Consider the following 13,248-nt stretch of genomic DNA (forward strand, 5'->3'; position numbering starts at 1 on the left):
GATGGGTTGGTATGAATTCAAGCCCTACGTCCCGGTCGCCGAGAGGAAGCGGCAGGCAGCGCGCCGCCTCGCCATGCTCAAGAAGAAGAAGCGCACGGTCGCGCCGGTCACCATCACCGGCCGCAAGATCGCCGAGAGCTTCTGGGGCATGTCGTGGTGCGACAACCTCGAGCGCTACAGCGATTATGCCACGCGCCTGCCGCGGGGGCGAAGCTATGTGCGCAACGGCTTCGTTGTCGATCTGCAGGTGGCCAAAGGCCAGGTCACGGCTGTCGTCAGCGGGTCCAATCTTTATGACGTGAAGGTGTCGATCACGCCCGTGAAGGCGGCGCGCTGGAAGTCGATCTGCCGCGATTGCGCCGGCTCGATCGACTCCCTCGTGGAGCTGCTCCAGGGCCGCATGGCCAAGGGTGTGATGGACCGGGTCTGCCGCGAGGGTGACGGACTGTTTCCGGCACCGGGCGAGATCGAGCTCTCCTGCAGCTGCCCGGACTGGGCCGGCATGTGCAAGCATGTTGCGGCGGTGCTCTACGGCGTGGGCGCGCGGCTCGACCTCGAGCCCCGGCTGCTGTTCCTGCTGCGCGGTGTCGATGAAGCCGAACTGCTGGCCCACGCCGACAAGAACCTGCCGCTGGCGAAGGCCGCGCCCGCCGGCAACGTCCTCGACGGTGCCGACGTGGCGGCGCTATTCGGCGTGGAGATGGCCGACGGCGCGGCGGTGGACGAGGCGTCGCCGCGAAAGAAGAAGCCCGCGAAGCGAAGTACCGCCAAGACAGGCAGCGCAGCAGCGTCTGCAAAGAAGAAGAGCAGTCGGGGGCGGCCAGCATCTCGAAACGCTGGTCGCTGAGACGGCTTCCTGTCATCCCGAGCGCAGCGAGGGATCTCTCGCGAATGGCGCATCGTGCGTCCCACGCAGGAGATCCCCCGCTGCGCTCGGGATGACAGTCCTGCCTTCCGGGTGCAAGCTCTCGCTTGGATGTGCCAGGGTTCAAGCTGCGCGCCGCGGGCGTGCAGGGAGGTCGGCCGTGGGCGAGATGCGTACCGTCAAGGGCTGTTGTCCGCTGGATTGCCAGGACACCTGCAGCTGGGTCGCCGAGGTCGAGCAGGGGCGTGTCGTCGCCGTGCGCGGCGCCAAGGATCATCCCTTCACCCGCGGCGTGCTGTGCGCCAAGGTCAACGACTATCCGATGCGCACCTATGCGCCCGACCGGCTGCTGCATCCGCTGCGGCGGGTCGGCCCCAAGGGCTCCGGCCAGTTCGAGCCCATCTCCTGGGATGCGGCGCTCGACCTGATCGCGCAGCGCTTCAAGGCGATCGCGGCAACGCACGGGCCGGAGGCGCTGCTGCCGCACCGCTATCTCGGCTCGATGGGCATGGTGCAGTGCCGCAGCCTGATGCGCCTGTTCCACGCGCTGGGGGCGAGCCGGGCAGGTGGCGGGATCTGTGCCGTCTCGTTCGTGGCCAGCGCGGCGGAGGGGCTGCCGCTGGGCTTCGACCCCGAGGATATCGCCGACAGCCGCCTGATCCTTCTGTGGGGCGTCAACATCCTCACGACGTGCCACCACCACTGGCATTTCATCCAGGAGGCGCGCCGGCGCCACAACGCGCGGGTCATCTGCCTGGACCCCGTCCGCACCCGCACCGCCCGGCAGTGCGATGAGCATGTGGCGCTGCGCCCCGGCACCGACGCGGTGCTGGCGGCGGGCATGGCCCGGGTCATGCTCGAGGAGGGATTGGCCGACCTCGACCACGCCCGGGCGGTCTGCGCCGACCTGGATGCGCTGGTACAGGAGGTCGCGCCCTGGACGCCTGCGCGCGTGGCCGAGCTGTGCGGGATCGCGCCGGAAACGGTGGTGCGGCTGGCGCGCGAATTCGCTGCCGCGCGCCCCGCGGTGATCCGCGCCGGTGTCGGGGCGCAGCAAAGCGTGCAGGGTGAAGAATTCGTGCGCGCCGTGCATGCGCTCGCGGTGCTGGGCGGCCATTGGCAGCACCGCGGCGGCGGTGTGCTTGCCATCGCCCGGCCCGACCTCAATCAACTGTACCCCGAGCGGGCCGACCTGATTCCGGCCGGCAAATCGCCGCGCGTCTTCGACATGGCGCGGCTGGGCGAGACCCTGACCGATCCGGGGCTCGATCCGCCCATCCACGGGCTGATGGTCTGGGGCACCAACCCGGCGGTGGTGCAGCCGGATGCGGGGCGCGTGCGGGAGGGGCTGGCCCGCGAGGATCTGTTCACCGTCGTCGTCGAGCATTTCCTGACCGACACCGTGCGCTTTGCCGATGTGGTCCTGCCGTCGACGACGCAGCTGGAGCATTTCGACGTGCTGGGTGCCTGGGGTCACCATTATATCAGCGTGAACCTGCCGGCGGTGGCGCCCCTGGGCGAGGCGAGGTCGCACGGCGAGATCATGCGCGGCCTGGCGCCACGGCTGGGGCTCGACCACCCGGCCATGCGCGAGAGCGATGAAGAGATCGCGGCTGCCGCCTTGCCGCCGGGGCTCGATCTCGCGACGTTGAAGCAGGCCGGATGGGTCAAGACGACCAGGCCGCCGGCGAAGCTCGTGGGCGCGGAACTGCGCTTGGCGCCGCGGGACGGCGTTGCCTTGCCGCCGGCGCCGCCGTCGGCGCGGATGCTGCGGCTGATGACGCCGAAGGCGCATTTCTTCCTGAACTCGAGCTTCGCCAATCAGCCGCGTCAGCGACGCGCCGAGGGGCGCCCGACGCTCGACATGACACCCGCCGATGCTGCGGCGCGCGGCTTGCGCGACAGCGAGGCCGTCTGGGTGCGCAATGCCAGGGGTGTGATCCCGGCGACGCTCCGGATCACCGATGCCGTCGTGGCCGGTGCCGTCTCGCTGCCGGGCAAGTGGTGGAGCCTGCCGGAAGATCAGGGCGCCGTGTCGAACCTGCTCTGTCCCGGCGCGTGGTCGCCGGGCGGCCAGCCGGCCTTCAACGAGATCTTCGTCGAGGTGGTGGGCGCCGAGGCCGGACGCGCCGACATGACGGCGGCGACAGCCGCCCTGGCGTCGGCGGAAGCGCCTTAAGAACCACTGTCATCCCGAAGAACCATGGTCGCAGCACCGGCAGGCAGGCGCGCATGCCGGATCGAGCTGGCAAGAAAACGCGGGCAGTTGGCTTCGCGATCAAGACGGTCTAAGAGCAAGCACAAGAGATCAATCAATCAACTGGAGGTGACGTCATGACAAGGCTGACAAGACGCAGATTGTTGGGCAATGCCGCCGCGGCCGGCGCGCTCGCAGGCGCCGGGCCGTCACTGGCGCAGGGTGCCTATCCGAGCCGGCCGGTGACGGTGATCTGCCCCTGGGCTGCCGGCGGCGGCACGGACGCGACGGTACGCATCATCGCCTCGCTGCTGGAGCAGGAGTTCAAGCAGCCGTTCAACGTCGTGAACCGCACCGGCGGCTCGGGCGTGGTCGGCCATTCGGCCATCGCCTCAGCGCAGCCCGACGGCTACACGCTGGGCATGCTGACGGTCGAGATCGCCATGATGCACTGGCAGGGGCTGACCGAGCTCGCGCCCGGCAGCTACACGCCACTGGCGCTGATGAACGAGGATCCGCCCGGCATCCAGGTCAACGTCAACAGCCCCTACAAGACCGTCAAGGAGCTGGCCGACGCCATCAAGGCGAGCCCGGCGGGCAAGTTCAAGGCCTCGGGCACCGGCCAGGGCGGCATCTGGCACCTGGCCCTGATCGGCTGGCTGGTGGCGATGGGGCTGAAGCCGGGACATGTCGCCTGGGTGCCGTCCAACGGCGCTGCGCCGGCGATGCAGGATCTCGCGGCCGGTGGGCTCGATGTCGTCACCTGCTCGGTGCCGGAAGCCCGCACCATGATCGAGGCCGGCAAGGCCAAGAGCCTCGCGATCATGTCGCCTGAGCGCAATCCGCAGTTCAAGGATGTGCCGACGCTCAAGGAGGCGCTGGGCATCGACTACGCCACCGGCGCCTGGCGCGGCATCGCCGCGCCCAAGGGCTTGCCGGCGGAGATCGGGCAGAAGCTCACCGCGGCCCTGAAGAAGGTCAACGACTCGAAGGAATTCCGCGAGTTCATGGCCAATCGCGGCTTCGGCGTGAAGTGGGCCGACGCGGCCGGCTTCGGCACCTTCATGGCCGGCAGCGATGTCGCCATGGGCAAGGCCATGGACGCCGCCGGCCTGAAGAAGGCGTAAGTCCTGACCTCTCCCGCAGGCGGGAGAGGTCGACGCGTGCGCGCGTCGGGTGAGGGCTTCACGCACAGCACCTTGTTCGTAATCCCTCACCTTCCCATGGCGCTGCGCGCCATGGGCCCCTTCCTCTCCCGCTTGCGGGAGAGGAGCATGACGCTCCTCCCGGCGGATCAGCTTTGCATGCAACTCCCCGACAAGGTCACAGGGCTGTTTCTGGTTGGCGTCGGCATCGCGGCCGCCTATGGCGGCTCGCTGCAGCCGCCGGTGCCGGGCCAGCAGATCGGCCCCGAGGTTTTCCCCATGGTGGTCGGCATCGGGCTCGCGATCTGCGGCGCGCTGATCGCGCTGGGCATCGGCCACCGCTTCGAGGAGGAGGCCGAGGCCGACCTCGCCGCTCATTCCGACCAGCCGGCGCCGCCCGAGCGGCGCAGCAAGGCGGCCATCGGCCTGAAGGTGCTGCTGCCGCCGGCGCTGCTGCTGTTCTACGTCGTCGCGGTCGACCGCCTGGGCTTCGTGCCGACCGGCGCGGCGATGGTGCTGGCCACGGCGCTGGCGCTGGGAGCGCGGCCCAAGCTCGCGATCCCGCTGGCGCTGGTGACGCCGGTGGGCGTGCATCTCGTCTTCTACAAGCTGCTGCGCGTGCCGCTGCCGGACGGGCTGCTGCCGATGCCCTGGTGAAGCATGGACACGTTCTATGAGGCGCTGCGCCTGGTGGCCCAGCCGGACGTGCTGATCGCGATCCTGCTGGCGTCGATCTACGGCCTGGTGGTCGGCTCGCTGCCCGGCCTGTCGGCGACCATGGCGACAGCGCTGCTGGTGCCGATCACGTTCTACCTGTCGCCGATCGCGGCCATCGCCACCATCATCGCCGCGTCGGCGATGGCGATCTTCTCGGGCGACATCCCGGGCTGCCTGCTGCGCATTCCCGGCACGCCCGCGTCGGCGGCCTACACCGACGAAGCCTATGCCATGACCCGCAAGGGCCAGCCCGAGCTGGCCCTTGGCATCTGCCTCTGGTTCAGCGCCATCGGCGGCATCATGGGCACGGTGTCGCTGATCGTGCTGGCGCCGCCGCTGGCCGAGATGGCGCTGCAGTTCTCGACCTACGAGTATTTCTGGCTCGCCCTTCTGGGCCTGATGTGCTCGACCCTGGTGGCGCGCTCCTCGCCGATCAAGGCCATCGCCAGCATGCTGATCGGGCTGCTGATCGCCTGCATCGGCATGGAAAATCCGGCCGGCACGCCGCGCTTCACGTTCGGGCTGACCGACCTGCTGGGCGGCATCGAGCCGATCCCGGCCCTGGTCGGCGTGTTCGCGCTCTCCGAGGTGATGCGCGCCATGGCGACGGCGGAGCCGCCGCGCCTGCCGAGCCGCCGCTTCGGCAGCATCCTGAAGGGCATGTGGGCGCTGACCCTTCGCTATCCCCGGCCGCAGGTGCGCGGCAACATCGTAGGCATCATCATCGGCGTGCTGCCCGGCGCCGGCGCCGACATGGCCGCCTGGGTCAGCTACGCCATGTCCAAGCGGCTGTCGAAGGAGCCGGAGAAGTTCGGCTCCGGCCACCCCGAGGGCCTGATCGAGGCCGGCGCCAGCAACAACGCCAGCCTGGCATCGGGATGGGTGCCGTCGCTGCTGTTCGGGATTCCCGGCGACACCATCACGGCGATCGCCATCGGCGTGCTGTTCATGAAGGGACTGAACCCCGGCCCGACGCTGTTCACCGACAAGGCGTCGAGCATGTACGCGCTCTACATCATCTTCATCATCGCCAACATCCTGATGATCCCGCTGGGCATCGCGATGATCCGCATCGCCAGCTTCGTGCTGCGCGCGCCGCGGGCGGCGATCATGCCGGTGATCGTGCTGCTGTGCGCCGTGGGCTCGTTCGCCACCGGCAACAACCTGTTCCTGGTCGTGACCCTGGCCGGCTTCGGCGTGATCGGCTACGTCATGGAGCGCAACGGCTTTCCGGTCGCGGCGTTGGTGCTGGGCATCATCATGGGCACCATGGTCGAGCAGAACTTCGTGACGTCGCTGATCAAGTCGGACGGCAGCATCTGGCCGTTCTTCAGCCGTCCGGTCGCCGCGGTGCTGGCGGCCCTGACCTTCGCGGCGCTGCTTTGGCCGGTCTTCGTGTGGCTCAGCCGGCTGCGCTGGCGGCGGGCGGCCTGAGCGTCAGTTCTGGCGCACCCAGCGCAGCGGCCCGGACGCGTCCTGCAGCACGAACAGGTTGGGGCTCGTGAACTGGAGCTGCACGGTCATCACCTGGCCCATCGGCTCGACCGGCGGGATCGGCAGGCAGGTCGGCCCGTCGCAGTTCATTTTCGGTGCGTAGTCCCCGGGCCGCCATCGTGCTCATGCCCGACCCAGTATCGGGCCGGCACCGCGGGCGTCGATCGAAATTCCTTTCGGCCGCTTTCCGAATCGGCATACCCGCACGCCGGGCTGGTTGCATTGGCGCGCATGAAATACGTCCAGTTTGCTCTTGGTCGCCCTGAGGGCGGGATTAAGATCGCGGGCGGTCGTGCAGCGTAGTGGAGGAGGTGCCTCTAGCGACATCGGACAGAACGGGAGGAAGCCATGGTCCACCTATTGAGTGAGGCGGCGTTGCAACGGTTGCGGCCGGCGCAAGAGCGTGCGTTCCGATCCCCGATCCCGACACAGATGATCTCCAACGGCGAGTTCACGCCGCTGCCGCAGAGCCCGCAGCAGCGGCGCGTCGAAGCCCGCATCAAGGAGCTCGCCGCCCTGTACGGCAAGAAGCTGGGCATGAGTCGCCGCGGCTTCCTGACCACGGCCTCGGGCATGGCCGCGGCGTTCATGGCGATGAACGACGTCTTCGGCCCGGTCTTCAACGTCAGCAAGGCCGAGGCGGCGGAGCCCGACGTGGCCAAGGCGCGCGCCGAGGCGCTCGCCAGCCAGTTCATCTTCGATATCCAGACCCATTTCGTTCATGACGGCTTCAAGCAGGAGGACCTGCTGGGCCTGGCGAAATACGCCGCCGACAACTGGAACAAGGAGCTGAAGCAGAAGCAGCTCACCCTGGCGTACTACAAGTTCGAGAACTACGTGCGCCAGATCTTCCTCAACAGCGACACCAAGATCGCGCTGCTCTCGGGCGCGCCGTTCGACGATCCGTCCTGGTGGCTGATCCCGAACGACCAGATCGTCGATACCGTCGAGGCGGTCAACCGCATGGCCGGCGCCCGCCGGATGCTGGGCCACTTCGTCTTCACGCCCGGCCAGCCGGGATGGATGGAAGCGGTCGACAAGGCGCTCGAGAACCCGCGGCACCAAGCCTGGAAGGGCTACACCATCGGCGATCCGTTGACCAACACCACGCGCTATCCGTGGCGGCTGGACGACGAGAAGCTGATGTATCCGTTCTATGAGAAGGTCGTGAAGTCCGGCATCCGCCAGATCGCGCTCCACAAGGGCCTGATGCCGGCCGACTACGAGACCTCATGGGCCAAGGTCTGGCAGTACAACACGCACTGGGACATCGCCAAGGCGGCGAAGGACTGGCCGCAGATCAACTTCGTCTTCTACCACGGCTGCCTGCAGCCGTTTCAGGAGACGCCGGACCGGGCGCTGGCGGAGTTCGAGAAGACGGGCGAGATCAAATGGTCGAGCCATCTGGCGCGCATCCCCGAGGAGCATGGCGTCGGCAACGTCTATGCCGAGCTCGGCACGACGTTCGCGAACTCGGCGACCGCCAACCCGCGCTTCGCGGCGGCGCTGCTCGGCACCTTCATCAAGGGCATGGGTGTCGACCACGTGATCTGGGGCACCGACTCGGTGTGGTACGGCTCGCCGCAATGGCAGATCGAGGCGCTGCGGCGGCTTGAGATCCCCGAGGACATGCAGAAGAAGCACGGCTTCAAGCCGCTGGGCGAGGCCGACGGCTTCGTGAAGAGCACGATCTTCGGCCACAACTCGGCGCGGCTGTTCGGCATGAACGTGCGGGCCGAGGCCGACACGCTCTCGCGCGACCGCATGGCCCAGCTCAAGCGCGACTACGCCGCGGTCGAGGGCGTGCGCAACAACGCCACCTACGGCTTCGTCGCCGCGGGTTGAGGCATTTTCCCTTCTCCCCGCGAAGGCGGGGAGAAGGTGGCACGATAACATCGGAGCCGGATGAGGGGCCGTGGGCTTTGGACCGCGCGCGTCCACGCGCGCATTCGCTCGCAGCGGAGCGAAGAGCGAAAGACAGTCGGCGCTGCCGCGCCGATGCGCGCGTGGACGCGCGCGGTCCGAAGCCCCTCATCCGCCACTTCGGGGCACTTTCTTCCCGCTTTCGCGGGGAGAAGGGTTCCCCAGCATCTGCGCGCCGCGCCGGCGGTACGCCATCGCCAGGCGCGCCGCTCGATCCTCGGCGCGGGTCAGCAGATCGTCGGCCGGCGCGTACCTTTCCAGCAGCGCATCCTCGACCGCGGCATGCGGCATCAGCGTGCCGTCGGCCAGGATGTGCATCACCCCGTGACCGCGGGCGGCCAGATGGCGTGACACCAGCACCGTGCGGTGGCAGTCGAGCGGCGCCTTCTCGGCGCACATCAACGCCGCCGGTTGCTGCGCGCCCTGCGTCGCCACGCGATCGAGGCCGGCCTGGAACGCCGCCGTCGCCGCGATTCGCTCGTAGTCGACCACGCCGCCTTGGCGCATGGCCGGGTCCTTGGGCTTGCCGCCCAGCATGTCGCCCAGGAAGACATAGTCGATGCCGGCCGCCGCCAGCGCCGCCTGCAGGCGCTGACGGCCGAACTGCGGGACGTGTCGTGATTGCGGCACGGAGCGCACGTCGAGCACGGAAGCGACGCCCGCACCCTGCAGCAGCGCGATGAACCGCTCGATCGGGTGGTTCGAATGGCCGATGCTGTAGATGGTCGCAGGCCTTGCGGTTTTGTCCGTCATCAAGGCACGCTATGTCATCGGGCAGCCAGACCACAACCGCCCTCTCGAAGTACGAGGTCCGTGTGCCCGATCCCGTAGCCATCGATCCGCCACCCGGCTTCGTCGCGCTGCCCGCCCGCGGCGGCTTCACCGAGCGCAACGGGCCGTGGTTCGAGAAGACCGATGCCGACGGCACCGTGCTGCGCGGCCTGCGCGTGCTGCCGCGGCACCTCAACGCGCTGGGCATCGTGCATGGCGGGCTGCTGACGGCGTTCCTCGATGCGGCTCTGGGCGCGGCGGCGTGGCGCGCCGCGGGCCGGCGCTGCGTCACGCTCAGCCTGAACGTCGAGTTCCTCAGCCACGGGCGGCCCGGCGACTGGATCGAGGCCGAGGCCTTTTGCACCGGCTTCGATTCGCAGGTGGCGCATGCGCGCGGCCGCCTCTATGGTCGCCGCCATTCGATCCTGACCGGACAGGGTGTGTTCGCGCTGCTGCGTCCCGGCCGCGCGCTGCAGGCCCTGCCGCCCGATCCCGATCAACCCGACGCGCAGACGCCGCAGGACTGAGAGATGAACGCACCGGTATCCCCTCTCGAGCTGAAATCCATCCCTGACGATCCGCCGCCCGGCTTCAAGCGCATCGACTTCCAGCGCGGCGCCACGGTGATCAACTTCAACACCCATGTCGGGCCGCTCTACTACAAGCGCGGCGAGAAGGGCTCGCGCGACGAGTTCGTGATGGGGCTGCGGGTGCAGCCCTATATGTGCAACCCGGCCGGCACCCTGCATGGCGGCATGATGATGACGGTGGCCGACCTGGTCGGCGGCATGGGCGCCACGTTCCTGGCCGGCATCCGCGGCAAGTTCGTGCCCACGGTCAACATGACCTTCGATTTCGTGGCGCCGGCGCGCGCCGGCGACTGGGTCGAGGGCCGGCTGGAGCTGGTGCGCGCCACCCGCTCGCTGCTGTTCTCGCACATCTATCTCACGACCGGCGACACCAAGATCCTGCGCGCGAGCTGCATCGTGAAGGTGCCCTCGGGCGACGGCTGGCTGGCCGACCAGGGCCGCGCCGCGAAGGAGCAGGAATAGGCACAGCGCAGCCGGTGGCCGCGGCACCGGGGCTGTCCGGGGAAACGCGAGCTCAGCGCCAAAAGCCTTCATGGTGAGCTTGTCGAACCATGAAGGCCCTCGCGCGGCGGCGGTCAGTGCGTCGCCCTTCATGGTTCGACAAGCTCACCATGAAGGCTACAAATCACCGCGGCTTGTGGCGACTTCGAAGTTGGAAGCAGGGGGGAGGCGGCTATGAAGACCCGCGCGATCAACGCGCCCGAGGTGCCGGCGCCGTCCGGCGGCTATGCCCAGGTTGTCGAGGCAACCGCCGTGCAGCGCATCGTGCATGTCAGCGGCCAGATACCGATGGCGCTCGATGGCACCGTCGCACCCGATTTCCTCAGCCAGGCGCGGCAGGCATGGGCCAACGTGCAGGCCCAGCTGCGCGCCGCCGACATGACCCTGGACAACCTGGTGAAGGCGACGATCTTCCTGTCCGACCGCCGCTACGCGGCCGAGAACCGGCAGGTCCGCAACGAGGTTCTCGGCGCGCGCACGCCGGCGCTCACCGTGATCATCACCGGCATCTTCGACGAGAGCTGGCTGCTGGAAATCGAAGCCATCGCGATGGCTTGATTTCTGAAGGCCGGGCCGCGCCGCTCCAGCGGCCCGGCCAGCTTCACGCCGCGCGGCGCGTCGTGGTCAGCATCGGATCGACCGCGCCGAACACCTTGACCAGCGCCCGCCGGCCCTCCGGCAGCAGGGTCACGACACGGCCGCGGCGGCTGCGCGTCGCCCAGCCCTTGCGGAAGAACAGGTCGGCGATCGCGGCGCCGAACGCGCCGGCGATGTGCGGGCGCCGCTCGCTCCAGTCCAGGCACTGGCGCGCGAAATACCGCCGTCCTGCCGACGCCGCCACCCGCGCCGCATCGATGTCGATCCCGACCTGGCGGCAGAAATGATCGCCGTGCGCGGTCACGTGCCAGTCCTTGCCCGGCGCCGGCTCGATGACGCCCTCGTGGGTGAGCGCGTCGGTGACCGCCATGCCGACCTGGCCGGCGAGATGGTCGTAGCAGGTGCGGCAGAAGCGCAGGTCGGGGTCACGCCGCCAGGCGGCGCTGGCCGGCGCCTCGGGCGGTCCGGCGGGACGCAGGCCGGCCACGGCGCCGATCGCCTCGATGGCGTCGGCCACAGTGGGCCCAGCCAGGCGGTAGAACCGGTTGCGCCCTTCCGGCCGCACTTCCAGCAGCCCGGCTGCCACCAGCTTGGCGAGATGGCCGCTGGCGGTCTGCGGCATGATGCGGGCCTCCAGCGCCAGCTCGCTTGCCGGCCGGGCGCGGCCGTCCATCAGGGCCATCAGCATGCCGGCGCGGGCGGGATCGCCGATCAGCGCCGCAACCTCGGCCAGGGCATTGGTGGAAAGCATGGTTCGGCCTCCATCGAATGATGTCCGACTATAGCGCAGGTCGGGCGCCTGGCCATGCGCCGATGCTTCGGTCATGGTCGAAGCGAGCGAGGCGGTCGCGAAATCCACAACAACGGTATTGACCTGGCCCTTGGGGCTGCCCCGATAAGATCGTGGTCAACGAACAGGAGGTGGGTTCGTGAATCACGCAGGACAATTTCTGAACGCTTCGGAAGCAGCCAGGCAGCTTGGCGTTTCCGCCAAGGCCCTGCGCCTCTACGAGCAGCGTGGCCTCGTCGTGCCGCTGCGCACGGCGGCAGGATGGCGGGCTTACGGCCCCGACGAGATGGCCAAGGCCGCCGAGGTCGCAGCCCTGCGCGCGCTGGGCCTCAGCCTGGCGCAGGTGGCGCAGGTGCTGGGCGGCGACACCCGGTGCCTGGAGGCGGCGCTGGCCGTTCATCAGGCGACGCTGGAAAGCCGCATCCAGCAACTCGCCGGAACGGTGGGAAAGGTCCAGGGCCTGCGTGCCGATCTCGCTCGCGGCGACGTGGCCGCGCCGCAGCAGCTGGCGCATCTGCTGGGGACAGCGGCGGAGCCCCGTGTGGGCTTCGACCTTCCCTGGCCATGGGGCGGCGAGCGGTTCGAGCTGCGCGACATCCGGCCACTCACCTACATCATCGGTCCGCTGGGCAGTGGCAAGACCCGCTTGGCGCGGAAGATCGCCGAGGCCCTGCCCGATGCGGCCTTCCTCGGCTTGGACCGGCTGGCTGACGATGCCGCCGAGGCACGGGCGCGGCTGGCTGCCGATCCGGCGCTCAAGGCCAGGGTCGACCGGGCGTTGGCCTGGCTCATCGACGAGGGCGCCATGGCCTCCCAGGCCCTGGTCGCGCTTCTCGCGGCGCTCGAGCGCGACGGGCCGGCCGTTCTTGTCATCGACATGGTGGAGCTGGCGCTGGACCAGGCCACGCAGGAAGCGCTGATCGGCCATTTGCGCCACAGGGGGCCCGGCGCGCGGCCGCTGTTCCTTCTGACGCGCTCCAGCGCCATCCTGGACCTGGCCGCCGTCGGCAGCGACGAGGCGATCATCCTCTGCCCGGCGAACCACAGCCCGCCGACCTGCGTCGCGCCCTACCCGGGAACACCCGGCTACGAGGCCGTCGCCACCTGCCTCGCCTCGCCCGACGTGCGGGCGCGGACCGAGGGCGTCATCGCGTGGCGCCCGCCGGGCCGACCGACGTCGAGCTCGAAGGACTGAGCGTCAAACCACGCGGGGTATCCCATAGGGGCTCGCCTTCGCGCTCGATCCTGCCGCGTGCGTTGGGTTACGTTGATACAGCTGCTGCAAGAGTGCGCCATGTCGTCAGGGAAACAGCCGTCCTCGAATGCTCAAAGCAACGCGTTGATGGCCGGTGGCGATCAACGCGACCAGGTCGTGATCCGCGTTGCAGTCCAGATTCCGGAGATCGATTCCGCCATCGTACGGGAGGTGGCGGCAATCCTGCGTGGGGAGCCGAGCAAGGCGCAGCAGTTTCGCGCGCAGCTGCGCGCCATCGTGACGGCTTCCCGGCGCGACACTCGCGTGTTCGATATTTTGGCTCCTCGACGTGGCGAATGGAATTGGGGGGAATTGTTGGTAACCTTCGCCGAGAGACGGAGCGGGGGTTGGGTTGGACGGGAATCGGGTGCTGGCACTGGGTCTTGGCGTGACGGCGCCGTGG

At 68.9% G+C, this 13,248-nt stretch carries 14 protein-coding genes; 11 read left to right on the forward strand and 3 right to left on the reverse strand.

Going from position 1 to position 13,248, the window contains the following annotated elements; genetic code table 11:
* The first annotated feature begins 1 nt into the window (after window position 1).
* The 5 genes from FHP25_RS34445 (at window position 2) to FHP25_RS34465 (ending at window position 6,358) form a co-directional block, all read left to right on the forward strand.
* A complete protein-coding gene (locus FHP25_RS34445) occupies window positions 2-847 on the forward strand; it encodes an SWIM zinc finger family protein (protein WP_147851530.1) in 846 nt (281 codons plus the stop codon).
* Between the two features lie 187 nt (window positions 848-1,034).
* Window positions 1,035-3,044 carry a molybdopterin-containing oxidoreductase family protein gene (locus FHP25_RS34450; RefSeq protein ID WP_231712584.1) on the forward strand — a complete coding sequence of 670 codons (2,010 nt, stop codon included), beginning with the start codon at window positions 1,035-1,037 and terminating at the stop codon, window positions 3,042-3,044.
* A gap of 155 nt (window positions 3,045-3,199) precedes the next feature.
* Window positions 3,200-4,189 (forward strand): tripartite tricarboxylate transporter substrate binding protein, encoded by a 990-nt coding sequence (locus FHP25_RS34455; RefSeq protein ID WP_147851532.1) that lies wholly within the window; start codon window positions 3,200-3,202, stop codon window positions 4,187-4,189.
* 177 nt (window positions 4,190-4,366) lie between these two features.
* The gene (locus FHP25_RS34460) at window positions 4,367-4,864 is read left to right on the forward strand and encodes a tripartite tricarboxylate transporter TctB family protein (protein ID WP_147851542.1); all 498 of its coding nucleotides are present in this window, start codon (window positions 4,367-4,369) and stop codon (window positions 4,862-4,864) included.
* Between the two features lie 3 nt (window positions 4,865-4,867).
* Window positions 4,868-6,358, forward strand: a complete 1,491-nt coding sequence (locus tag FHP25_RS34465; RefSeq protein WP_147851533.1) for a tripartite tricarboxylate transporter permease — start codon at window positions 4,868-4,870, stop codon at window positions 6,356-6,358.
* A gap of 3 nt (window positions 6,359-6,361) precedes the next feature.
* Here the strand turns inward: FHP25_RS34465 and FHP25_RS41125 are convergent, their stop codons facing one another.
* Window positions 6,362-6,508 (reverse strand): hypothetical protein, encoded by a 147-nt coding sequence (locus FHP25_RS41125; protein ID WP_178134004.1) that lies wholly within the window; start codon window positions 6,506-6,508, stop codon window positions 6,362-6,364.
* A 258-nt stretch (window positions 6,509-6,766) separates the two neighbouring features.
* Between FHP25_RS41125 and FHP25_RS34470 the strand changes: the two genes are divergently transcribed.
* Window positions 6,767-8,263, forward strand: a complete 1,497-nt coding sequence (locus tag FHP25_RS34470) for an amidohydrolase family protein (protein ID WP_147851534.1) — start codon at window positions 6,767-6,769, stop codon at window positions 8,261-8,263.
* 186 nt (window positions 8,264-8,449) lie between these two features.
* On the opposite strand, the gene FHP25_RS34475 is transcribed toward FHP25_RS34470, so the two are convergent.
* Complete coding sequence (locus tag FHP25_RS34475) at window positions 8,450-9,094, reverse strand: DUF488 domain-containing protein (protein WP_147851535.1); 645 nt, start codon at window positions 9,092-9,094, stop codon at window positions 8,450-8,452.
* Between the two features lie 62 nt (window positions 9,095-9,156).
* On the opposite strand from FHP25_RS34475, the gene FHP25_RS34480 reads away from it, so the two are divergent.
* From FHP25_RS34480 to FHP25_RS34490, 3 genes are all read left to right on the forward strand, one after another.
* Complete coding sequence (locus FHP25_RS34480) at window positions 9,157-9,639, forward strand: PaaI family thioesterase (protein WP_178134005.1); 483 nt, start codon at window positions 9,157-9,159, stop codon at window positions 9,637-9,639.
* A 3-nt stretch (window positions 9,640-9,642) separates the two neighbouring features.
* Window positions 9,643-10,164 carry a PaaI family thioesterase gene (locus tag FHP25_RS34485; protein ID WP_147851537.1) on the forward strand — a complete coding sequence of 174 codons (522 nt, stop codon included), beginning with the start codon at window positions 9,643-9,645 and terminating at the stop codon, window positions 10,162-10,164.
* A 213-nt stretch (window positions 10,165-10,377) separates the two neighbouring features.
* Window positions 10,378-10,761, forward strand: a complete 384-nt coding sequence (locus tag FHP25_RS34490; protein ID WP_147851538.1) for a RidA family protein — start codon at window positions 10,378-10,380, stop codon at window positions 10,759-10,761.
* Window positions 10,762-10,804: 43 nt separating this feature from the next.
* Here FHP25_RS34490 and FHP25_RS34495 read toward each other — a convergent pair whose 3' ends face one another.
* Entirely contained in the window at window positions 10,805-11,551 is a 747-nt protein-coding gene (locus tag FHP25_RS34495; RefSeq protein WP_147851539.1) for an ArsR/SmtB family transcription factor, read from the reverse strand.
* A gap of 178 nt (window positions 11,552-11,729) precedes the next feature.
* Between FHP25_RS34495 and FHP25_RS34500 the strand changes: the two genes are divergently transcribed.
* Together FHP25_RS34500 and FHP25_RS41605 are read left to right on the forward strand one after the other, a co-directional pair.
* A complete protein-coding gene (locus tag FHP25_RS34500; protein WP_147851540.1) occupies window positions 11,730-12,785 on the forward strand; it encodes a MerR family transcriptional regulator in 1,056 nt (351 codons plus the stop codon).
* A 99-nt stretch (window positions 12,786-12,884) separates the two neighbouring features.
* Window positions 12,885-13,248: hypothetical protein (locus FHP25_RS41605; RefSeq protein WP_218578821.1), on the forward strand; the 364-nt coding region annotated here is incomplete at its 3' end.

The sequence above is a fragment of the Vineibacter terrae genome, from assembly GCF_008039615.1.
In the GTDB taxonomy this organism is placed as follows: Bacteria; Pseudomonadota; Alphaproteobacteria; order Reyranellales; family Reyranellaceae; genus Vineibacter; species Vineibacter terrae.